The 22,208-nt window shown below is 43.6% G+C and carries 16 protein-coding genes and 3 pseudogenes; 10 read left to right on the top strand and 9 right to left on the bottom strand.

Annotated elements, in window-relative coordinates:
• Positions 1-30: 30 nt before the first annotated feature.
• Positions 31-753, bottom strand: a pseudogene (gene dmeF, locus FTV12_RS11410) (CDF family Co(II)/Ni(II) efflux transporter DmeF); the annotation flags it as partial.
• 137 nt (positions 754-890) lie between these two features.
• On the opposite strand from dmeF, the gene FTV12_RS11415 reads away from it, so the two are divergent.
• Positions 891-1,952, top strand: a complete 1,062-nt coding sequence (locus FTV12_RS11415; RefSeq protein ID WP_180034076.1) for an RNA-guided endonuclease TnpB family protein — start codon at positions 891-893, stop codon at positions 1,950-1,952.
• A gap of 15 nt (positions 1,953-1,967) precedes the next feature.
• On the opposite strand, the pseudogene FTV12_RS11420 reads toward FTV12_RS11415, so the two are convergent.
• Positions 1,968-2,180 (bottom strand): annotated as a pseudogene (locus FTV12_RS11420) (cation transporter); the annotation flags it as partial.
• Between the two features lie 54 nt (positions 2,181-2,234).
• Between FTV12_RS11420 and FTV12_RS11425 the strand changes: the two are divergent.
• Positions 2,235-2,498: a metal/formaldehyde-sensitive transcriptional repressor gene (locus FTV12_RS11425; RefSeq protein ID WP_034580717.1), complete on the top strand. Its 264-nt coding sequence runs from the start codon at positions 2,235-2,237 to the stop codon at positions 2,496-2,498.
• 172 nt (positions 2,499-2,670) lie between these two features.
• Positions 2,671-3,816: pseudogene (locus tag FTV12_RS11430) on the top strand (MFS transporter).
• Positions 3,817-3,859: 43 nt separating this feature from the next.
• Here the strand turns inward: FTV12_RS11430 and mnmE are convergent.
• The 5 genes from mnmE to rpmH all read right to left on the bottom strand — a co-directional run bounded on the left by mnmE (position 3,860) and on the right by rpmH (position 7,965).
• Positions 3,860-5,215, bottom strand: coding sequence for a tRNA uridine-5-carboxymethylaminomethyl(34) synthesis GTPase MnmE (gene mnmE / locus FTV12_RS11435; RefSeq protein ID WP_180034077.1), 1,356 nt, complete (start codon positions 5,213-5,215; stop codon positions 3,860-3,862).
• Between the two features lie 91 nt (positions 5,216-5,306).
• Entirely contained in the window at positions 5,307-7,070 is a 1,764-nt protein-coding gene (gene yidC, locus FTV12_RS11440; RefSeq protein WP_180018422.1) for a membrane protein insertase YidC, read from the bottom strand.
• Positions 7,071-7,075: 5 nt separating this feature from the next.
• Positions 7,076-7,396 carry a membrane protein insertion efficiency factor YidD gene (gene yidD / locus FTV12_RS11445; protein WP_005233127.1) on the bottom strand — a complete coding sequence of 107 codons (321 nt, stop codon included), beginning with the start codon at positions 7,394-7,396 and terminating at the stop codon, positions 7,076-7,078.
• 9 nt (positions 7,397-7,405) lie between these two features.
• The gene (gene rnpA, locus FTV12_RS11450) at positions 7,406-7,801 is read right to left on the bottom strand and encodes a ribonuclease P protein component (RefSeq protein ID WP_034706193.1); all 396 of its coding nucleotides are present in this window, start codon (positions 7,799-7,801) and stop codon (positions 7,406-7,408) included.
• 29 nt (positions 7,802-7,830) lie between these two features.
• A complete protein-coding gene (gene rpmH / locus FTV12_RS11455; protein ID WP_000831329.1) occupies positions 7,831-7,965 on the bottom strand; it encodes a 50S ribosomal protein L34 in 135 nt (44 codons plus the stop codon).
• Positions 7,966-8,623: 658 nt separating this feature from the next.
• Between rpmH and dnaA the strand changes: the two genes are divergently transcribed.
• The 5 genes from dnaA to FTV12_RS11480 all read left to right on the top strand — a co-directional run bounded on the left by dnaA (position 8,624) and on the right by FTV12_RS11480 (position 15,432).
• On the top strand, positions 8,624-10,006 hold the full coding sequence (dnaA, locus tag FTV12_RS11460) for a chromosomal replication initiator protein DnaA (protein WP_004780349.1): 1,383 nt from the start codon (positions 8,624-8,626) through the stop codon (positions 10,004-10,006).
• A 109-nt stretch (positions 10,007-10,115) separates the two neighbouring features.
• Positions 10,116-11,264: a DNA polymerase III subunit beta gene (gene dnaN / locus FTV12_RS11465; RefSeq protein ID WP_159124285.1), complete on the top strand. Its 1,149-nt coding sequence runs from the start codon at positions 10,116-10,118 to the stop codon at positions 11,262-11,264.
• Between the two features lie 25 nt (positions 11,265-11,289).
• Entirely contained in the window at positions 11,290-12,372 is a 1,083-nt protein-coding gene (recF, locus tag FTV12_RS11470) for a DNA replication/repair protein RecF (RefSeq protein ID WP_179993059.1), read from the top strand.
• A 54-nt stretch (positions 12,373-12,426) separates the two neighbouring features.
• Positions 12,427-14,892: a DNA topoisomerase (ATP-hydrolyzing) subunit B gene (gene gyrB, locus FTV12_RS11475; protein WP_166139278.1), complete on the top strand. Its 2,466-nt coding sequence runs from the start codon at positions 12,427-12,429 to the stop codon at positions 14,890-14,892.
• A 192-nt stretch (positions 14,893-15,084) separates the two neighbouring features.
• Positions 15,085-15,432 carry a hypothetical protein gene (locus tag FTV12_RS11480; protein ID WP_180004171.1) on the top strand — a complete coding sequence of 116 codons (348 nt, stop codon included), beginning with the start codon at positions 15,085-15,087 and terminating at the stop codon, positions 15,430-15,432.
• A 700-nt stretch (positions 15,433-16,132) separates the two neighbouring features.
• On the opposite strand, the gene FTV12_RS11485 is transcribed toward FTV12_RS11480, so the two are convergent.
• Positions 16,133-17,296, bottom strand: coding sequence for a zinc-dependent alcohol dehydrogenase (locus FTV12_RS11485; protein WP_159124281.1), 1,164 nt, complete (start codon positions 17,294-17,296; stop codon positions 16,133-16,135).
• A 304-nt stretch (positions 17,297-17,600) separates the two neighbouring features.
• The gene (locus FTV12_RS11490; protein ID WP_180034078.1) at positions 17,601-19,544 is read right to left on the bottom strand and encodes an ATP-binding cassette domain-containing protein; all 1,944 of its coding nucleotides are present in this window, start codon (positions 19,542-19,544) and stop codon (positions 17,601-17,603) included.
• A gap of 211 nt (positions 19,545-19,755) precedes the next feature.
• On the opposite strand from FTV12_RS11490, the gene FTV12_RS11495 reads away from it, so the two are divergent.
• Both FTV12_RS11495 and FTV12_RS11500 read left to right on the top strand, forming a co-directional pair.
• A complete protein-coding gene (locus tag FTV12_RS11495; protein ID WP_180012244.1) occupies positions 19,756-20,760 on the top strand; it encodes a putative solute-binding protein in 1,005 nt (334 codons plus the stop codon).
• Positions 20,761-21,014: 254 nt separating this feature from the next.
• Positions 21,015-22,025: a putative solute-binding protein gene (locus FTV12_RS11500; protein ID WP_004780360.1), complete on the top strand. Its 1,011-nt coding sequence runs from the start codon at positions 21,015-21,017 to the stop codon at positions 22,023-22,025.
• The last annotated feature ends 183 nt before the right edge of the window (positions 22,026-22,208 follow it).

Below are 22,208 nucleotides of genomic sequence, written 5' to 3' on the forward strand. Positions count from 1 at the left end.
CAGTTATGTTTCACGTGGAACATTGACCCTTTAATGCTGATTGACTTCTACCGAGATATGCACGATTTCTTCATGAATAGAGATCGCCTCACGGATTTGATCGGCACTAATGGGGATTCCCGTTTGAACGGCAACAAAACAGGAAAATTTACCTTTACCGACTCTCGATACATGCAGGTCAGTTAAGTGTAGGTCGTTCCCATATTCAGCAATGACTTCACGTATTTCTTCGACCACTGGGGCATCCATATCGGCATCCAGTAAAGTCTTGGCACTTTGCTTTAGCAGGCCAATCGCCCAGCGTGCAATCAAGACTGAGCCGACCAGTCCCAGTACTGCATCGAGAAAATCCCAGCCCATATATTTTCCGGCAATCAAAGCAATAATAGCCAGAACAGAAGTTACAGCAACAGCAACCACATGCAGAAAGGCCGCTTTATAGTTCAAGTCATGATGACCATGATTATTATCATGCTCGTGATGGGAATGCCCATGATGATGATCATGGTGATGGTGCCCATCATCATGCAGCAACCAGGCACAGGCCAGATTAATCAATAGTCCTAAAATCGCGATTGGAATGGCTTCGTTATAATGAATCTGAACTGGCGAAAAGAGACGTTCTACTGAATGAATCGCCATAAAACCGGCTACCACAAGCAATAAAATTGCACTGCTATAACTGGCCAGAATTTCAATCCGCCAAGTGCCCATATTAAAGCGGGGATCATTCGCATAATGACGGGCCGCTTTATCCACTGGAGCGTAAAACCTCGTGGTTCAGCACGAGGATATAAGCGACTGGAGTAAACCACATGAACGACACGAAAGGTCGTTTTAAATACTTGTACTATAGTCACTATTAAGAAAAATACTGTTAAAATAATTGGATGAAGACACTCAAATTACGCATAAAAGACAAACATTGCAAGGTGCTAGACCAATTAGCATCAGAAGTTAATTTTGTTTGGAATTATGTGAATGATTTAAGTTTTAAACACCTCAAAAGAAAGGGTGAGTTCTTTTCAGCATTCGACATGGCGAAGTACACTAAAGGAACTTCGAAGCTGTGTGGGTTGCATAGCCAAACAGTTGATGCGATCAGAGAAGAACTTGTCACCCGAAGAAAACAGTTTAAAAAAGCAAAGCTCAAATGGCGTGTCAGTAATAAGAAATCAGCAAGAAGATCGCTTGGGTGGATACCATTCAAAAGATCAGGACTAAAGTATGCTGATGGATATGTTGAGTATGGAAAAATTAAGTTTGGATTATGGGATAGCTACGGTTTAAGTAAATACACAGTAAGAACTGGCTCTTTTGTAGAGGATAGTCGTGGACGTTGGTATGTGTGTTTAGTGGTGGATACACCTAAAGTGGAAAAAGCTAACACAACCAAAGCCATCGGTATTGATTTGGGTTTAAAGGATATTGCCACCTGTTCAGATGGTACAGTCATTTCAAATCCAAAATACTATCGCCATTATGAGCAGAAGCTAGGTGTTGCTCAACGAGCGAGAAATAAGAAGCGTGTACGTGCATTACACGCCAAAATTGCCAATAGTCGTAAAGACCATTTGCATAAAGCCAGCACAGCGCTGGTGAAGAATAATGCACTAATCATTGTAGGTGACTTGAGTGCAAGAAAACTAGTGAAAACCAAAATGGCAAAATCTGTTTTGGACACAGGTTTTTCTGCACTCAAAACAATGCTTCGATATAAATGCGAGAACGCTGGAGTGTTGTTTGAAGAAGTCAATGAAGCCTATACCACCCAGATTTGTTCGTGCTGTGGAAATATATCTAACAGTAGTCCGAAAGGTAGGACAGATCTTGGAATAAGAGAATGGAAGTGTGTGGAATGCGGTACATTCCACGATAGAGATAGAAACTCTGCACTCAACATTCTTGCGCTTGGGCATAAGCGTCTAGCTGTAGGAATCCCCTTGCTTTAGCTAGGGGAGGATGTCAAAGGCAAAGTAAGCCAGCCCCAAGGCCAACACATGCGAGCCCATATGCCAGCCATCGGCAAGCAAAGCCATTGACTGGAAGATCCATCCCCCTAATACTTCCAGCACCATCATAACGGCGGTTAGAATCGTGGCAAACAGAATCTTTTTCTGCGCGAGTGGATTACCTTCATCAAATTGATGGCTGTGCGAATTGGCGGTATGTTTTTGCATAAAAGGAAACTGTTATTAATACCCCCCCAGTATATTTATTTTTGGAGATTTATGGTGAGTCATGTACATGATGATAAAAAAATATTAAACCGGGTACGGCGCTTGCAAGGTCAGATGAACGCCGTAGAGCAGTCTCTCCTGAATCCTGAAGCAGGCTGTATTCAGGTCTTGCAACAGGTTGCAGCCATTAAAGGTGCTATAAACGGTTTGATGAATGAATTGATCGAAACCCATTTAAGAGAGCATGTCATTGGGGAAGCTGCGGTTAATGAAGAAGAATTGGCTGAGTTTTTAAAATTATTAAAACGTTATGGCTGATTGTTTAGTTCAACATTTTTGTTTTCTTTACAGCAGGATAATTGACCGCTTTTTCATCTAACCGATACACTGCCACCCATTCTCTTCTTTCTTCCACATCATTCTTTTTAAAATGTGGTGAAACTTTTACGGCAGCTACATGACAGAAAATATCTCATGGCGACCTTTCGCCATGGTCAGTCTTGCATTGATTATGGGTACTATCGGCACAGCACTGGCAAGCCCGCTTTACCCCATTTATCAACAGATCTGGCATTTATCCCCAAGCCAGATTACCTATATTTTTGTCGCCTATATGTTTGGCTGCCTGGGTACCTTGTTATTCCTGGGACGTACCAGCAACACGATTGGTTTCTTAAGAACCCTGCAAATTGGTCTGGTATTTATTAGCATTGGCTTGGTCATTTCAGTTTTTGCCGAGAATGCGCTGATTTTGTCGGTGGGTCGTTTTATCATTGGTATTGCTTCAGGCCTGATGACGACTTCAGCAATGCTGGGCATGATGCAAACCATTCCAGAGACTCATAAGCAGCTTGCACCGCAATTAGTATCAATTTTGACGGCCATAGGCTTTGGTTTGGGACCGTTTGTGGGTGGGGTAATTGCGCAGTTTTCTCAAGCTCCATTAATTACTCCATACCTCCCAATTATTCTTGGGGCAGTGCTGTGTTTTGTCGGATTATTCTGGCTAAAAACCCCTGCTTTTGAACGCCAGCCTTTTAGTATTGCACCGAAATTACTGCGTCCTGAACCTCAGTATCATGCTGTGTTCATGATTGTGGGATTAACTGCATTTAATGCCTTTGCTGCTTTCAGTTTATTTGCTTCACTGTCACCGTCTTTTGTGCAGAATATCTTACCCTGGCATGGTCCTTTGGTCAGTGGTACCGCCATTACCTGCATTTTGCTGATTTCTGCTGTGGTGCAGTTCTTTGCTAAAGCTGTTCCTGCAAAGAAATGTCTGAATATTGGCTTGATAATTATGCTGGTGAGCTTGGTTAGTCTTGCTCTCTGCATGATCCTTAAAGCAAGTATCTTGTTCTTTGCCAGTGATATTCTATTCGGGATTGGACATGGTTTTGCCCTGATGGGCGCATTCGGTGTAATTCATGCGATTACAACCTTGCAAAACCGTGCAGCCGTGATGTAGACTTACCTGTTTATTGGCTATTTGGGCACGATTGTGCCGATTATCGCGGTGGGATATCTGGCTGATCACTTCGGCTTAGGATTTGCCGTGATCAGTTTCTGTGTGGCGATCAGTGCACTCTGTCTAATCCTTTGGTTATGGCATCAAAAACTGCAGGTAAAAGCCTAATAAAAAAGCCCACATTTGAGGGCTTTTTTATATAACTTAAGGATTATTTTCCAATACAGAATGATCCAAAGATCTTACCCAGCAAATCATCCGCACTAAAGTCACCCGTAATCTCACCCAGTGCATTCTGTGCCAAACGTAAAGACTCTGCGACCAGTTCACCTGCATTATAAACAACAAGTTGCTCACGAGCTTCAGCCAAATACATTTGAGTGCGCTTCATTGCGTCTAAATGACGGGTACGGGCAATAAAGGTATCTTCTTCTGGCTGGAAGCCTACATGCGCTGTAATCGCATCTATGAGCGATTGAACGCCAGTTTCCTGCTTGGCTGAGACAGTAATATGACGGAAGCCGCTAAAATCTCCCATGACAGCATCGGCACCGGTCAAATCCGCTTTGTTCCCGATCAGGACCAGACGTTTCGGCTCGAGATGTTCGGCAAAATATTCTTGAGCGAGTTGTAATGGGTCATCACCTTGGCTCAGGTCATAAACCAGCAACAGCAGATCGGCCTGTTCAATTTCTTTAATCGCGCGGCGAATGCCTTCTTTTTCCACGATATCGCCGGTTTCACGCAGACCAGCAGTATCGGTCAGGGTAATCGGCAGGCCATTCAATGTGATCTTTTCATGTAATACATCACGGGTGGTTCCGGCAATATCGGTCACAATCGCACGTTCATTACCTGCTAAGGCATTGAGCAGGGAAGATTTGCCTGCATTGGGTTTACCGGCAATCACCACTTGCAGACCTTCACGCAGTAACTGACCCTGACGTGCAGATTGCTGAACCTGAGTGACGGCATTCGCCACGCCATCCAGCAGATTTAAAATCTTGCCATCAGCCAGAAAGTCAATTTCCTCTTCCGGGAAATCGATCGCCGCTTCGACATGCAAACGCAAATGAATCAGCTGTTCCAATACCGTATTGACCTTGGTCGAGAATGCCCCTTGCAGCGAACGCACGGCAGACCGGGCAGCCGCTTGGGAGGTCGCATCAATCAGATCGGCAATGGCTTCAGCCTGTACCAGATCCAGCTTGCCATTCTCAAAGGCACGCATCGAGAATTCACCGGCTTTGGCTGCAGTGGCACCCAGTTCCAGCAAACGGCCCAACAGGGCATTCTGAATCACCGGGCCACCATGACCTTGCAGTTCTACTACATCTTCACCAGTAAAGGAATTCGGATTCGGGAAGCAGATCACCAGACCTTCGTCCATCACTTCACCAGCTGCATCATAGAACTGGCGAAAACCGGCAAAACGGGCTTTAGGCAAATCTTTTTGGCTCAAGGCCTGGGCAATTTCATAAGACTTGGGACCCGACAGGCGAATGACACCTACACCGCCACGTCCTGGGGGAGTTGCAATCGCAGCAATCGTAGTTCGGTCGAGCATAACATTCACCTAGAAAAACTTAAAAATACAGCAAAAAAAATCCGCTCAAGATTACCATCTTAAGCGGATTTATTCAGCCCATCAGTACAACTTAGTTGACTGGTGTTGCCTCATCGCGTTTAGCACGGTCTTTGGCAACAGATTTGTTGATCAGTGTTTGCTGCAAGATTGTGATCAAGTTGTTCACAATCCAGTACAACACCAAACCTGCCGGGAAGAACAGCAAGAATACTGTAAAGATCACTGGCATAATCTTGAACACTTTCGCCTGCATTGGATCAGTTGGCTGCGGATTCAACATCTGCTGAATATACATGGTCGCCCCCATGATCAATGGCAGGATAAACCAAGGATCCATTGAAGATAAATCCTGAATCCAGAACATCCATGGTGCATGACGCAGTTCTACAGATTCCATCAATACCCAGTACAGTGCCAGGAAGATTGGCATTTGCAGTAACAGTGGTAAACAGCCAGCAAGTGGATTCACCTGCTCACGTTTGTACAGTGCCATCATTTCCTGAGAGAAGCGCATACGGTCTTCACCGAACTCTTCTTTCATGCGTTGCATTTCAGGTGCAATCACACGCATTTTCGCCATAGAGCGGTAGCTCTTCGACGACAATGGCCACAGGATCAGTTTAACCAGTACGGTTAACAGGATGATTGCCCAACCCCAGTTACCCACTAGACCATGGAAGAACTCAAGACCAACAAACAGCAGTTTGGCAATTGGCCATAACCAGCCATAATCTACAGTCTGGTTCAGACCAGTCGCTAGGTCTTTCAGCTCCGATTGAACTTTTGGACCAGAGTAGAAGGTCGCATCGATTTCAGCTACGGTGCCTGCAGGCACATTGAAAGTTGGAGAAGTAAAACCAATGATATTCATGTTATCAGTTGATTTACGTGATTCCAGCTTCGCACTGTAGGCTTCACCATTGGCTTGAGTCAATTTCAGGTTACCTGGCACCCAGGCACTCACGAAGTAGTGCTGAACCATTGCAACCCAGCCACCTTTGGCTTCGGTATTCAGTTTTTCTTCAACAAAGTTGTCAAATTTTAACTTGTTGTAGTTTTCATCCGGTGTACCCCAAGCGCCGCCCAGGAACGTTCCCAGTGTGAAGATACCCTGATCAGATTTACCAGGATCTTCGGAATTGTCACGTTTGATCTGACCGAACATCTGACCTTGCCAGGTCTGGCCGCTGCGGTTGACCACTTTGTGATTCACAACTACCGGATATTCACCTTCAGTAAAGTTGAAGGTTTTAATGACTTCTACACCATCAGCCGTTTTAAAGACCATAGGTACAGAAAGTACTTTGACAGTTTCGCCATCTTTATTTTTAGCGGCTTTGGCATCTGCCAGTGTATAAACCGTTTTTTCCAACTCATAGGTTGGACGGCCATTACGACTGCTGTCCGGTCCATTCAGACCGATCAGACCCGACTGAGCGACATAAGTCCGTTTCGCATCGCTTTCCAGCATGACGAACGGTTCATCGCTGTCTTTATTCTTGTCATGATTGAGTAATTCAACACGAACAATATCACCACCTTTAGGATTGATCCAAAGATGATAAAGGTCAGTTTGTACTGAAATAAGCTGCTGACTTACAGGTGCGGTGGCATCCGTTGCTTGCTGCGCTGGCATATTTGCTTGTGGCAGATCAGAGGCGGTCGTCGCCGTCTGAGCATTTGGCAAATCTGCAGATACTTCATGTGAAACAACCGCAGCTTCTTGCTGTGGTTTGGTTTCAGCATTGCCATAATCTTTTTGCCACGCCAAAATGAGCAAATATGCGACAACAAACATGGCTCCGAGAATTGCAATCCTGGCCCATTGTTGCATATGTATTACCCCAAGTGGTTAGAGTGATTTTGGTTCAATAAACGATCACGAAAGGGTACAGCAACGTGAAGCGTTTGAGAATCTATTTGCTGAAATGAAATAAAACGAATCGCTTTCGGGGGAACCGGATCATATCCAGAGCCACCCCACGGATGACAACGGCAAATACGCTTAGTAGCCAGCCACACACCACGTACAGCTCCATGTGTATGGACTGCTTCCAAGGAATATTGAGAACATGTTGGAATATAACGACAGCGTGGTCCCAATAAAGGACTAATCGCAATCTGATAGAAACGTATTAACCAATGCAGTAAACGTACCATTGGCCATCTCTACTTTTGTGGGGAGGATGATGCTATTTTGGAATGCTTTTTGGCAAGACGGTTGAGTTTCTGCCAGGCAAATTGTAATTGCTGATGCAACTCTGCGTTCGGTACCGCTTCTATACCTACTTTAGGCATAACCACAATATCCAAATCATCTAGTTGCTGTTGATGCAGGCGAAAACTTTCGCGAGCAAGTCGTTTTACTCGATTTCGTTCGTGCGCACGGCGCACTTTTTTCTTGGCAACAACTAAACCCAAACGGCTGTTTGGCAGTTCGGAATGTTTTGCAAGAAAAAGGAAATGGGGTTGATGCACTTTAAAAAGCGCACCATCAAAGACTCCTTTATAATCTGCAGCACAGCGTAAACGAAGCTCTGTACCAAAACTATAAAGTGTAGTCATAACACCCAAAATCGGCAAAGCCTAACTGATTAAACAGTTAAGCTGTGACGACCTTTTGCACGACGGCGAGCTAGAACTTGACGACCAGCTTTAGTAGCCATACGAGCACGGAAACCATGAACGCGTTTACGCTTTAATTCAGATGGTTGGAATGTACGTTTCATATTGAAACTCCAAAAATGATCTTTCTATAAAGGTCCGCGATTTTAGTGCTCATTGCTTGAGCTGTCAATGCAAAAGCCACTTTCTTTTCAAATAAGACTGAAATCAAAATTGTAAATAGGGATTAAAAAAATTGTATTCAAATACCTATATATAAGTTAACCACAATATAACTATTTGTTTTAAAATTAAATATAAGTTATTAACACTTATATCAACATAGTTATCCACAACTTATGTGAAATCTAAATTTAACTCATGAGTTTTGAATTTAAATTTAAACTTTTCTTAGTTATCCACAAAAGAACCGAATCTTATAAATAAATTCAAATTTATAAATTTAAATTTATTACTATTAGGGTGGAATTTTTCTGTGGAAAAGCTAATTTTTCATTAAATAAACAAAAACTTAGTTTGTGGATAAAACTGTTTTTATTAATTTTATACTTTGTGGATAACTTTGTGCTATATTTTATCCACAGCTTGCGGATAAACTTATCCACATTAGCTTTTTAAATTTAAATTTATCCACCATGACTGCTTTTTGCGCAAAATCTGTGGAAATTGCCATGACAGATGTGGATAACTTGGTTAGAATGGCGACCCGCTTTGGTCGCGGTCAGCCTTTTTGATTAACAATGGAATGAATAGGGGATTCACATGCTTTGGACAGACTGCTTAAATCGCTTGCGACAAGAGCTCTCTGGAAATGTCTTTACAATGTGGATTCGCCCGTTGGTTGCAGAAGAGCTGGACGATACCCTGCGTCTTTATGCACCTAATCCGTATTGGACGCGCTACATTCAAGAACATCATCTGGAACTGATTTCGATTTTGGCCGAACAGCTATCTGAAGGTCGCGTACGTAAAGTTGAAATTCTGGTGGATTCCCGCCCAGGTGCAATTTTATCTGCCAGTGAACAGCCAGCGACGACAACAGCGGCTTTGGAATCTGCACCTGTGGTTGCGCCAGCACCGCGTCCTAAGAAAGAAAAAGAAGATTCAGGCAAAAATAGCCGTAAACGTCAGCTGAACCCTTTATTTACCTTCTCGTTATTTGTTGAAGGCCGTTCTAACCAGATGGCGGCTGAAACCTGCCGTAAGGTGTTAACCCAACTTGGGGCTTCACAGCATAACCCGCTATTTTTATATGGTCCGACTGGTCTGGGTAAAACCCACTTGATGCAGGCCGTCGGAAATGCATTATTACAGGCAAAACCCAATGCCCGCGTGATGTATATGACTGCAGAAAGCTTTGTGCAGGATTTTGTCAGTTCCCTACAACAGGGCAAGGTTGAAGAGTTTAAGAAAAACTGCCGTTCACTGGATCTTTTGCTAGTCGATGATATTCATTTGCTCGCAGGTAAAGAAGCCAGTCTGGTTGAGTTTTTCTATACCTTTAACGCGTTGCTGGATGAATCGAAGCAAATTATCCTAACCTCGGATCGTTACCCTAAAGAATTGACAGAACTGGATCCACGTCTGGTTTCACGTTTTTCCTGGGGACTTTCTGTGGGTGTGGAACCACCCGATATTGAAACTCGCATTGAAATCTTGCTAAAAAAAGCCGAGAACACCGGTGTAGATTTACCACGTAACTGTGCGCTATTTATCGCCCAACAAGTAGTGGCGAACGTACGTGAACTTGAAGGTGCGCTAAATAAAGTGGTAGCGATCTCGCGTTTTAAAGGAACGCCGATTGATCTGGATGTGGTACGTGAGTCTTTGAAAGATGTCCTCGCAATTCGTGCCCGTACCATCAGTACTGAAAATATCCAGCGTGTAGTGAGTGAGTATTTTCGCATTCCGCTTAAAGAGCTGGTAGGTCCAAAACGTACCCGTATTTATGCCCGTCCACGTCAGCTTGCAATGGGTCTGGCACGTGAACTGACTGGAGACAGTTTCCCGGAAATTGGTATGGCTTTTGGTGGTCGAGATCACAGTACAGTCATGCATGCCTGCGAAAAAGTGCAAAGCTTGCGTGAAGAAGATCCGATCTTCAATGAGGACTATAAAAACCTGCAACGCCTGTTGCAGAGTTGACCTAAAACGCTCAAATTCTGTTCTTGCTATGCGGCCTGTTTTGCCGCATAGTTAACTGCTAAAAATTCAACTTTTATCTTATTAATCTTCAGCTTTAGAGGAATGTACCGTGCGTTTAAAAATCGCGAAAGAAAGCTTACTGAATGTTCTCTCACATGTCGTAGGAGCGGTTGAACGTCGCCATACCTTAAATATTCTTTCAAACCTGAAAATCCAGGTGACTGCTGAAGCTTTGACCGTCACTGGTTCGGATCTGGAAGTGGAACTGGTTGCCAGCACACAGTTGGCTGAAGGTGCATGCCTGCAAGCCGGTGAAACCACTGTTCCAGCACGTAAGCTGATTGATATCTGTAAATCTTTGCCATCAGCAGCCCTGATCGACCTGCAAATTACCGATGACCAGCGTTGTATCCTGAAATCTGGAAATAGTCGTTTTGTGCTCGGTACTTTGCCTGCGGATGACTATCCATTACTGAATACTGAAAATACTCAAGGCACGCAAGTGACTGTGACTCAGCGCGAATTAAAGCGTCTGTTTGAAAAAACGGCTTTCGCAATGGCAGTGCAGGATGTGCGTTTCTACCTGACCGGTACTTTACTTGAAATTGACGCCAATCAGCTTCGTGCGGTAACGACAGATGGTCACCGCTTGGCACTGTGTGAAACAGCAGCACAATCGACAGCAACTCAACCGATTCAAGCCATTGTTCCACGTAAGGCAGTCGCTGAATTGCAACGTTTATTAAGCGTTGAAGATGAGCAGCTTTCTCTGCTGATTGGTCGTGAATTATTGAATGTGACCATTCGCATGGCCAGCCGTGATAAAGAACAGACCGATATCACAGTTCGTTTCACTACGAAACTGATTGACGGTAAATTCCCGGACTACCGCCGTGTGATTCCACGTGGTGGCGACAAGAATGTGATTATTGCGCATGACGTGTTTAAGCAATCTTTACAACGCGTGGCTATTTTGAGTAATGAAAAACTACGTGGCGTATTCCTGAACTTTAATGCCGGTTCATTACAACTTCGTGCCAATAACCCGGAACAGGATGAGGCGATTGAAGATCTGGCCATCCAGTATGCAGATGCACCACTGGAAATGTCATTCAATGCGCAATACCTGATTGAAGTGCTAGGGGTACTGGACGGTGAAGATGTATCGATGACCATGACTGAAGCGAATCAGTCTGTGCTGGTTCAGGATCCGTCTCATACCGATCAGACCTATGTCGTGATGCCAATGCGTGTCTAAGCGACAGCTGAGCTAAGCCAACGCTATGCATATTACGCGTCTTCATATTGAACGTGTACGAAATTTAAAAACGGTTGCACTCCAGGGATTGCAACCGTTTAATGTTTTTTATGGCCAGAATGGTTCAGGCAAGACTTCAGTACTGGAAGCTATTCATTTACTGGCCACAGGGCGTTCCTTTCGTACCCATATCCCGAAAAATTACATTCAGCATGGTGCCTCGGATGCGATTGTGTTCGCCCAATCGGAAACTGAAAAAGTCGGCATGCAAAAAATGGCCAGCGGGGAACAGCTGATTAAGGTCAATGGCGATGCGATTGCGACTCAAGGCCAGCTTGCTAAAATGTTGCCCTTACAACTGCTTGATCCACAAAGTACCGATATTATCGATCATGGCGCCAAACCACGTCGTCAGTTATTGGACTGGTTAATGTTCCACGTGGAACCAGAGTTTTATCATGCCTGGCAATATTATTCACGAGCCTTAAAACAGCGGAACAGTCTGCTTAAATCCAAACGTTTTCTAAGTTTGTCTGATCTGGAACCGTGGAACCAGATGCTGAGTGAGTATGGCGAGATTTTGCACTCCCAGCGTGTCGGCATCGTGGAACAGTGGAAGCCATTTTTTGAGGATGATCTCAAGCATCTACTGCCTGATCTGGAGATTTCTCTGGAATACAGCCCTGGCTTTCACAGCGAAAACGGCCTGCTGAATGACCTGACCAATCATCATGATAAAGATGTGGAACGACGCTATACCGAATATGGTCCACATCGCGCAGATTTGCGTATCAAGACCCCTTTGGGGGATGCTGATGTGATCCTGTCCCGTGGACAAAAAAAGCTTTTAATGATGGCACTTAAACTGTCGCAAATCGCAATGCTGCATTCTTGTAATAAGGAAACTGTGGTATTATTAGATGATGTGACAGCAGAATTAGATTTAACCGCACAACAACGTTTAATTGAGCGATTGAGCCAGCTTGGTAGTCAAGTTTTTATTACCACTTTAGACCATGAATCAGTACAAAAGCACCTACATGATCTGTCTATCTCATATCAGTTATTCAATGTTGAAAACGGTACAGTTCAAGTTGTTGTGCAATAGTTTTTAAATTTTTACCTATCTTTGGATAAACCTATATTTCACTAGGGAGAAACCATGAGTTCAGAAGATCAAGCTGCTTCTCAAACAGAACAAACCACTGAAAAAGCTTATGATTCCTCTAGCATCAAGGTATTACGTGGTTTAGACGCAGTACGTAAGCGTCCAGGCATGTACATTGGTGATACAGACGATGGTACCGGCTTACACCACATGGTCTTCGAGGTCGTAGATAACTCGATTGATGAGGCGCTGGCAGGTCACTGTGATGAAATTTTAGTGACTATTCATGAAGATGAATCAGTTTCAGTATCAGACAATGGCCGTGGTATTCCGACCGACATTCACCCTGAAGAAGGCGTGTCTGCTGCAGAAGTGATTCTAACCATTCTGCATGCTGGCGGTAAGTTTGATGATAACAGCTATAAAGTTTCTGGCGGTCTGCACGGTGTAGGTGTATCCGTAGTAAATGCGTTGTCAGAAAAACTGGAATTAACTATTCATCGTGCCGGTAAAATCCATGAACAGGAATACCGTCATGGTGACCCACAATTCCCGTTAAAAGTAGTAGGTGAGACCGATAAGACCGGTACTCGCGTGCGTTTCTGGCCAAGTGCTGAAACCTTTAGCCAGACCATTTTTAATGTCGATATTCTGGCACGTCGTTTACGTGAACTGTCCTTCCTGAATGCAGGTGTACGAATCGTATTACGTGACGAACGTATCAATGCCGAATACATTTTTGACTATGAAGGCGGTTTGGCTGAGTTTGTTAAGTACATTAACCAAGGTAAAACCCACCTGAATGACATTTTCCATTTCACCACTCAGGCGGAAAATGGCATTGGTGTAGAAGTTGCTCTGCAATGGAATGATTCTTATCAGGAAAATGTACGCTGCTTTACCAACAACATCCCGCAAAAAGATGGCGGTACTCACTTAGCCGGTTTCCGTGCAGCACTGACCCGTGGTTTAAATAACTACATGGACAGTGAAAATATCCTGAAAAAAGAAAAAGTTGTGGTTTCAGGTGATGATGCGCGTGAAGGTCTGACTGCCATTGTGTCAGTAAAAGTGCCTGATCCGAAATTCTCTTCACAAACCAAAGAAAAACTGGTGTCGAGTGAAGTGAAATCTGCCGTCGAGCAGGCCATGAACAAGGCCTTCTCTGAATATCTGTTAGAGAATCCACAGGCGGCTAAATCAATCGCTGGCAAGATCATTGATGCAGCGCGTGCCCGTGATGCGGCGCGTAAAGCACGTGAAATGACCCGTCGTAAGAGTGCGCTCGATATCGCCGGTCTTCCAGGTAAACTGGCGGATTGTCAAGAGAAAGATCCAGCTTTATCTGAACTGTACCTGGTCGAAGGTGACTCTGCGGGCGGTTCTGCAAAACAGGGCCGTAACCGTAAGATGCAGGCAATTCTGCCGCTAAAAGGTAAGATCCTGAACGTGGAACGTGCCCGTTTTGACCGTATGATTTCTTCTGCAGAAGTGGGTACGCTGATTACGGCACTCGGCTGTGGTATTGGTCGTGAAGAATATAACCCGGACAAGCTGCGTTATCACAAAATCATCATCATGACCGATGCTGACGTGGATGGTTCACACATTCGTACATTGCTGCTGACTTTCTTCTTCCGTCAAATGCCGGAACTGGTGGAACGTGGTCATATCTATATTGCACAGCCGCCGCTGTACAAGCTGAAAAAAGGCAAACAGGAACAGTACATCAAGGACAATGATGCACTGGAAACTTACCTGATTTCGAATGCGATTGATGAGCTGGAACTGCATATCAGTGCTGATGCCCCTGCGATTCGTGGGGAAGCTCTGGCCAATGTGATTACCGATTATCAAACTTCACAAAAGAGTCTGGCACGTTTAACTGTACGTTATCCTGCAAGCTTGCTGGATGCGTTGATTTCACTGGAAGCATTCAAGCTGGATCAGCTGGAAGATAAAGCTTATGTGGAAACCTGGGGTGAAGACCTGCGTGCAGCGATTGAAAAAATCCAGCCAAGTTTACGTCCTGAATTGAGTCTGGAACGTTTTGAAAAAGATGTTGATGGCCAGATCGTAGAAAGCTGGTTACCACGGATTACAATTTATGTGCATAACCTGCCGCATCATTACCTGCTAGATGCTAGCCTGCTCAGCTCAAGTGAATATGCACGTTTACTGAAAAATTCGAAAAGCTGGTTCACGCTGCTTGAAGAGGGTGCTTATTTACAGAAAGGTGAGCGCAAGATTCAGGTCAGCAGTTTCCATCAGGTTTGGCAGCACATTCTGCAAGACTCTCGCCGCGGCATGATGATCCAGCGTTATAAAGGTCTGGGTGAGATGAACGCGGACCAGTTGTGGGAAACTACGATGGATCCGGAAAACCGTAACATGCTACAAGTGACGGTGCAGGATGCAATTGAAGCAGACCGCATGTTCTCTTGTTTGATGGGGGATGATGTGGAACCACGTCGTGCCTTCATTGAAGAAAATGCCTTGAATGCCGATATTGATACCTGATCCATCGGAATAAATCGAAACGAAAAAGCGCCTTTTAAGGCGCTTTTTTTACGTAAATTTTCTATTAATGCCAGATGAACTGTTTAGAATAATTTTAATCTAAGCAGTTTTTAGACCAATGATCTGCTGATACTAGGTTTCAAAAAAGCCTGGTTCAGTAGAATCAAGTCTTATTTATAAAGAGGTTTATCCATGGATAGCCAGCTTGAAGAAATACGTGAGATCTGGGCCAATGCATTCTACAGTGGCGACTATGATGTGCTGCGCCACTATGAACATCAGGACTTTCAGGTGGTGTTTGAACAGGAAGGTCGCGTAGAAAGTAGTTATCTGCGTTATGACCGGATTGCTCATGCGGTACAAAACGGCGTATGGAAACCGCTGAAGCCAGACATAGAATATGAAGAATACGAGTACAATGAAGACCAGACTGAATGCCGGATCTTGATTGGACTGGAAAATAATAAACAGCGTCTTCAAGAGATCTGGAAGCTAGAGGATGAATGGAAAATTCTAGAACTTAGATTTTTGAAATCCTAAACTTTCAATGATTTATTAAGTTACTTCGAAATTTTCTAAAAATATTTGAATAGTGTTGTTTTAAGTCTTGCTTAAACCCTGATAAATCGTGTGGATAACTGCAAAGTTATCCATATTTTTTTATGTGAATAAGATAGTATTTATCCACAAGTTATATTGTCTTTCTTATCTCTTAATTTTTTAAATTTAAATTTAAATTTAATTTCTCTATCTTGTGGATAAGTGTTTTTAAATTTAAAATGGGTTTTTGAATTTAAAAGACTGGTTAGAGCTATATATTCTCTGTTTTTAAAAGTGACCAGTTCAGGTGAATTTTTATCTGTTTTTAATGGAAAAATTATATAAACAAGCTAAAAATTAATAGCTTATATTGATATTGTAGATTTAATTAATAATCAGCGTGGAACATGTTTTAATTATAAAGATCTTCACTGTAGTTAAACTACACAATTAATTTAATAATCAAGTGAACTTTCATTTTTTGTCAATGAATCATAGGGTTATAGATTTTTCTAACTTTTACTTCTATAGCTTAGTTTCTTTAAGCTGGATCATCACGTGACCTAGTGCCAGTTCATTTGATAAACAGGCAATAGATCTGAACTTTTAAAACTGAAAATAGAAAAAGTATGGTTTATAAAATGGTGATCAAAAATAAAAAAAGCGCCTAACGGCGCTTTCTATTTTTTAATGATTGTATTTATGGGGTCAGAATAATCTTGCGGCAGTCTTCTTCACGTTTATCGAAAATACGATAGCCTTCAGCAGCTTCTTCCAGTTTCATGCGATGGGTAATAATCACTTCTGGAGACAGCTGGCCATTTTCTACATATTCAAGTAATTGTGGCAGGAATTTATGTACATGTGTTTGACCCATTTTAAAGGTCAAGCCTTTATCGAAGGCATCACCAAACAGGAAGCCATGAATTGGACCAGCATATACGCCTGGCACACTCACCACACCACCACGGCGTACTGCGGCGATACATTGACGTAGGGCAAAGCCGCTCGAACCTTCAATTTTTAGATTCGTCATCACAGTTTCAAGCAAACTGCCTTTGGCCTCGAAACCAATCGCATCAATGACGGCATCAACACCACGATGACCGGCAGTATTCTGAATAATATATTCAGCTGCATCGACTTCATCAAAATTCACTGGAATTGCACCATAAGTTTGATGGGCGAAACGCAGACGGTAAGGGTGGTGATCGACCATAAAGATCTGTTCGGCACCCAGCATACGTGCGCAGGCAGCCGACAGTAAACCAACTGGACCAGCACCATAAATCGCAACACTGGAGCCGCGAGTGACCTGGGCATTGGTTACAGCCTGCCATGCAGTAGGCAAGATATCAGTCAGAAACAGGACTTTTTCATCCGGTAATGATCCTGGCACTTTAAATGGGCCCACATTACCTTTAGGCACACGAACATATTCAGCCTGTCCGCCTGGTACACCGCCATATAAATGGCTATAACCAAACAGAGCCGCACCTGGTGGAATTTGTTTCTTATTGATAATTGCACCACGGCCAGTATTGGTATTTTCACAGGCAGCCATCAGTTCATGTTCACAGAAAAAACAGTGACCACATGCAATCACGAAAGGAATAATTACCCGGTCGCCTTTTTTGACTTCTGTGACTTCAGGGCCGACTTCTTCTACAATTCCCATAAATTCATGGCCGAAAATATCGCCATCTTCAGTGGCCGGGATTTTACCCCGGTATAGATGCAGATCTGAGCCACAGATGGCAGTCGCTGTCACCCTTAAAATGACGTCATCTGGTTCCTGAATCACTGGATCTGGAACGGATTCAACTCGTACATCCCGAGCACCATGATAGGTAAGAGCACGCATGCGGATTTCCTCTCTCTAGTTCAACATTAAACAGACTCGTATCAAGGCTGCCAAAAATAAAAAACACTTTTATTAGAGCCTTATGGGCCAAGAAATCGCTGTAAATTAATGTATGAAATAAGACATCCGAGTGTTTAAAAAATAAACTTATATAGGATTTGCGTAATTCACTACAAAATATGTCAAAAAACGGTTTCGATAAAAAAATCAGGGAAAAGATGGAGAGAGCAATATATAAAAAGTATAAAAAAGAGATTAGCTCCAGTTGCAGCTAATCTCTAAGATTTGAATCAAGGTTTAAAACTTAACCTTCCTGAAAAGATTGCTCCAAACTTTCTAGCTCCATCATCAGTTCTAGCATTTGCTCTTCGGCAGTTTCCAGTTTCTGTTTCAGTTCAGTTTGCTCGTTCATAAGTTTCAGCAAGTCATCTTTACGTGCAGCTTCATATAAAGCGCTATCTGCCAGCAATTCTTCAATTTCTGCCAGACGTGGTTGTAACTTGTCAATTTGCGCTTCGCATTTTTCGATATTCTTGCGAATCGGACGAGTCTGCTCACGACGCTGAGCGGCCAGTTTGCGCTGTGCTTCCTTATCTACTTTGGCTACCACCACAGGTTTAGCTTCTGTTTCTACTACCTGTGCTTTGGCTAAGGCATTCTGTGCATTGATCTGCTGTTGACGCGCTTCACGTAACCATTTGGCATAGTCCTGCAAATCACCCTCAAATTCGGTACAACGTCCGGCATGTACTAACAGCAATTCATCACATACTGTCGCAATCAATTGACGTTCATGCGAAACGAGTACCACCGCACCTTCAAAATCCTGCAAAGCCATAGTCAGGGCATGGCGCATATCCAGATCCAGATGGTTTGTCGGTTCATCCAGAATCAGTACATTTGGACGCTGCCAAACAATTAAAGCCAAAGCCAAACGTGCACGTTCACCCCCAGAGAAACTCTCACATGGGGTATCCATGCGCTCACCGCTAAAACCGAAACTGCCGAGGAAAGAACGTAAAGAAGCTTCACTGATTTTTGGATCGGCGATGCGCGCCAGTTGTAGCATTGGGCTGGCATTAGCGTCCAAAGCATCCATCTGGTGCTGGGCAAAATAACCAATATTGAGTAATTCTGAGGCCTTGCGTTGACCATTTAATAACGGCAAATCTCCGACTAAGGTTTTGATCAGGGTTGATTTACCCGCACCATTCATCCCCAATAAACCGATACGTGAATTTGGAGTGATTTGCAGATTAATTTTGCTGGCAATCGATTTATCGCCATAACCAATTTCCGCCTGTTCCAAGGCCAGAAGTGGTGAACTCATTTTGGTCGGTTCACGGAAACTGAAGGTAAAAGGTGTATCCACATGAGCAGGGGCGAGATCCTGCATGCGCTCCAGCATTTTGATCCGACTTTGGGCCTGACGTGCTTTGGTCGCTTTGGCTTTAAAACGGTCAATAAATTTTTGTAAATGTGCCCGGGCTTCTTGCTGTTTCTCAAAGGCTTGTTGCTGTTGCGCCAGACGTTCACTACGGGTCACTTCAAAAGTTGAATAATTGCCGGTATAGAGGGTGAGTTCCTGATTTTCGATATGCAGAATATGATCCGTCACAGCATCCAGAAAATCACGGTCATGCGAAATTAGCACTAAAGTGCCTTCATACGCCTTTAACCAATCTTCGAGCCACAAGATCGCATCCAGATCCAAGTGGTTGGTTGGTTCATCGAGTAATAGCAGGTCGGAACGGCTCATCAGGGTACGGGCCAAATTCAGTCGCATCCGCCAACCGCCTGAAAAACTGGAAACATCCAGACGGATCTGATGATCCATAAAGCCCAGACCGGCCATTAACTGAGCTGCTTTTGATGGTGCAGAATAGCCATGAATCTCGTCGAAACGGCCATGTAGCTGTGCCAGTTCTGCATCGGACAGCTGTTCTGGATGCGCAAGTTTGGCCTGTATATTCCAATACTCTTCATCGCCTGACAGAACAAAATCAATGGCCGGCATATCTAGTGCTTTAATTTCCTGAGCCATATGCGCTACGGTCCACACGGATGGACGGGTTAGTGAACCTTCATCTGCACTGAGCTCACCTAAAAGAGCCGCAAACAGGGTTGATTTTCCTGCGCCATTCACGCCGGTTAAACCAATTTTCCAGCCGGGATGAAGCTGCATGGAGGCTTTTTGAAATAACACTCGCCCACCACGGCGTAACGAAACTTGGTCTAACTGAATCATTGAACTTACTAACAAGAGCAAAAGAGAATGCCGCTATTCTAATAGAAAGCCGGAAGAAAACAAAAAATCTTCGTTGCAGTTTATCCTGTTCAGGCTTTAAAAATTTATAGATTCATATATGATGAACTATGTTTTGAGTAAATACTCTATTTTGTTTAAAAACCGAAAGATAGAGCCATCAAGGCTCATAATAATATTGAGTAGAATAAAAATGAAAAAAGGATTTTTAATTTTATCTGCACTGGGCCTATGGGCTTCGAGTGCACATGCTGCCCCAGTCAATATCTGTGTATTTGATTTACTGGGAAAATCGGGTGAATCCTTCAAACTGCTGGAAGAATGGGCATTGGCCAGCAAGCAGTGGGGGGCTACGGTTCAATTGATTGCTTATCAGGATGAAGCCAAAGTCGATCAGGATGCCAAAGCCGGAAAATGCGATGGCTTCTATATGACCTCCATGCGCGCGCGAGCTTATAACAAATTTGCAGGCTCCATTGATGCCATTGGCGGCGTTCCTAATAATGACATTGCCATGAAAGCGGTGAGTTATGTGCTGGATAAGCGTAATACCAAGCGCATGACCACTCAGATTGGCAAGGAAAAATTTGAAGTAGCCGGTATTGGCCAGATTGGTCCTGCTTATATCTTTGTCCGTGATCGTAATATGAACAAGCTAGAACATATTAAGGGCAAGAAGTTTGCTGTGCTGCATTATGACTATGCCCAAACCATTATGGTGAACCGGGTAGAAGCTGTACCGGTAAATTCGGAAATTTCCAATTTCATCCGTAAATTTAATCAGGGTGAAGTGGATATTGTGGCAGCGCCCGCTTATGCCTTTAAACCTCTCGAAGTGACTAAAGGACTGGGCCAAAAAGGAGCCATGATTAACTTTCCGGTGGTCAATGTCACGGCAGATCTGATTATTCGACCGGATAAATTTCCGGAACAGTTTGCAGCCAATTCCCGACAATGGTTTGTTAAGCAGTTACCACGCAGCTTCGCGATGGTAAAACGGATGGAAGCAGAAATCCCGCGTAAATATGTTCTGAACCTGAGCCGTGAGGAACAGGTCAGTTATCAGAAAATTCTGCGTGAAGGGCGTATGGATTTAACCAAACAGGGCATCTATGATGCTGGCATGATGACGGTATTAAAACGGGCACGCTGTACTGTGGAAAGAACCAATTTTGAGTGCTCAATTAGTGGTGAATAGTTTTAAAATCATGTATATCTTTGTAACTACATCGAAGGAAATGTAATTCAAAGTAGCTAAGCTAAAATATTAAGATACTGATATATTTATAAAAAAATCGAATAAAGGAAATCGGATAAAGCTCATTTATCTTTATAGGCCAAAAAACGGCTTTTATCTGGAGTAAATGCTCTATTTTTTTGAAATAAATTTGCTTAATATTTGACGCGTGTACGGACACTCAGCTAACAACAAGATTTCAAAGGATAACTAAAATGAAAAAAACACTCTTATCATTGGCTGCATTTTCTGCATTTGGTTTTGCAGGTGTGGCACATGCAGAAAAGGTCGATATCTGTGTGTTTGACCTACTTGGTAAATCTGGCGAGTCTTTCCAGATGGCTCAGGAATGGGCGCTGGCAGCAAAAGGCTGGGGCGCAGATATTAATCTGATCGCCCGTCAGGATGAAGCCGTCGCTGACAATGACTTTAAGGCTGGCAAATGTGATGGTGTATTCATGACCGCCATGCGTGCCCGTCAATACAACAAGTTTGCCGGTTCAATCGATGCCTTAGGTGGTGCTCCAAGTAATGCCATTGCACAGCGTGCGATTAGCTTCGCTTTGGATAAGCGTAATGCGGCTAAAATGGTCACGACCATGGGTGGTAAAAAATATGAGGTGGCTGGGATTGCGCCACTAGGTTCAGCTTTTATCTTTGTGCGTGACAAAAATATCAACTCCATTGAAAAAGCGGCAGGCAAGAAGTTCGCCGTTCTTGGCTATGATGATGCGCAAAAAATCATGGTTCAACGTGTAGGTGCTCAGGCTGTAGTGTCTGATGTATCCAACTTCGTGGCCAAGTTTAATAATGGTCAGGTCGATATGGTGGGCGCACCGGCGTATGCGTACAAGCCACTCGAAATCTATAAAGGTTTGGGCAATAGTGGTGCGATGTTTAACTTCCCGGTACTGCATGTTACCTCTGACTTTGTGATTCGTCCGGAAAAATTCCCGGCTGGTTTTGGTCAGAAGTCTCGTGACTGGTTCATTAAAAACCTGCCTAAGAGCATGGCGATGATTAATCGTCTGGAAGCTGGTATTCCAGCGAAATATAAGCTGAATCTGAGTGCAGAAGATAAAACCAAGTACCAGAAGTTATTACGTGAAGGGCGTATGGATATGACCAAGCGTGGAATCTATGATGCCAGCATGATGTCGGTACTGAAACGTGCGCGTTGCTCTGTCGATAAAGCCAACTTTGAATGTTCACTTTCTGGCGAATAATTTGATTTTTAAGGAAAAAAGCTTAGATTTATCTAAGCTTTTTTTATATTAAACAATGTCCCGTCCTGAAATAAGTTTACACCTTAAGAGACTTATTTTATGGAACATGCACAAGAACAACGAGTTAAACGCACACAACGTGATTATAGCTTCGCCTTTAAAATGATGGTTGTACATGAAGTA

Source organism: Acinetobacter sp. YH12233 (assembly GCF_013417725.1).
GTDB lineage: Bacteria > Pseudomonadota > Gammaproteobacteria > Pseudomonadales > Moraxellaceae > Acinetobacter.

Excerpts from the sequence above, each read along its gene's own strand:
- FTV12_RS11415 (WP_180034076.1), top strand. The coding sequence starts at position 891 with ATGAAGACACTCAAATTACGCATAAAAGACAAACATTGCAAGGTGCTA.
- mnmE (WP_180034077.1), bottom strand. The coding sequence starts at position 5,215 with ATGCTCGACCGAACTACGATTGCTGCGATTGCAACTCCCCCAGGACGT.
- yidC (WP_180018422.1), bottom strand. The coding sequence starts at position 7,070 with ATGCAACAATGGGCCAGGATTGCAATTCTCGGAGCCATGTTTGTTGTC.
- yidD (WP_005233127.1), bottom strand. The coding sequence starts at position 7,396 with ATGGTACGTTTACTGCATTGGTTAATACGTTTCTATCAGATTGCGATT.
- rnpA (WP_034706193.1), bottom strand. The coding sequence starts at position 7,801 with ATGACTACACTTTATAGTTTTGGTACAGAGCTTCGTTTACGCTGTGCT.
- rpmH (WP_000831329.1), bottom strand. The coding sequence starts at position 7,965 with ATGAAACGTACATTCCAACCATCTGAATTAAAGCGTAAACGCGTTCAT.
- dnaA (WP_004780349.1), top strand. The coding sequence starts at position 8,624 with ATGCTTTGGACAGACTGCTTAAATCGCTTGCGACAAGAGCTCTCTGGA.
- recF (WP_179993059.1), top strand. The coding sequence starts at position 11,290 with ATGCATATTACGCGTCTTCATATTGAACGTGTACGAAATTTAAAAACG.
- gyrB (WP_166139278.1), top strand. The coding sequence starts at position 12,427 with ATGAGTTCAGAAGATCAAGCTGCTTCTCAAACAGAACAAACCACTGAA.
- FTV12_RS11480 (WP_180004171.1), top strand. The coding sequence starts at position 15,085 with ATGGATAGCCAGCTTGAAGAAATACGTGAGATCTGGGCCAATGCATTC.
- FTV12_RS11485 (WP_159124281.1), bottom strand. The coding sequence starts at position 17,296 with ATGCGTGCTCTTACCTATCATGGTGCTCGGGATGTACGAGTTGAATCC.
- FTV12_RS11490 (WP_180034078.1), bottom strand. The coding sequence starts at position 19,544 with ATGATTCAGTTAGACCAAGTTTCGTTACGCCGTGGTGGGCGAGTGTTA.
- FTV12_RS11495 (WP_180012244.1), top strand. The coding sequence starts at position 19,756 with ATGAAAAAAGGATTTTTAATTTTATCTGCACTGGGCCTATGGGCTTCG.
- FTV12_RS11500 (WP_004780360.1), top strand. The coding sequence starts at position 21,015 with ATGAAAAAAACACTCTTATCATTGGCTGCATTTTCTGCATTTGGTTTT.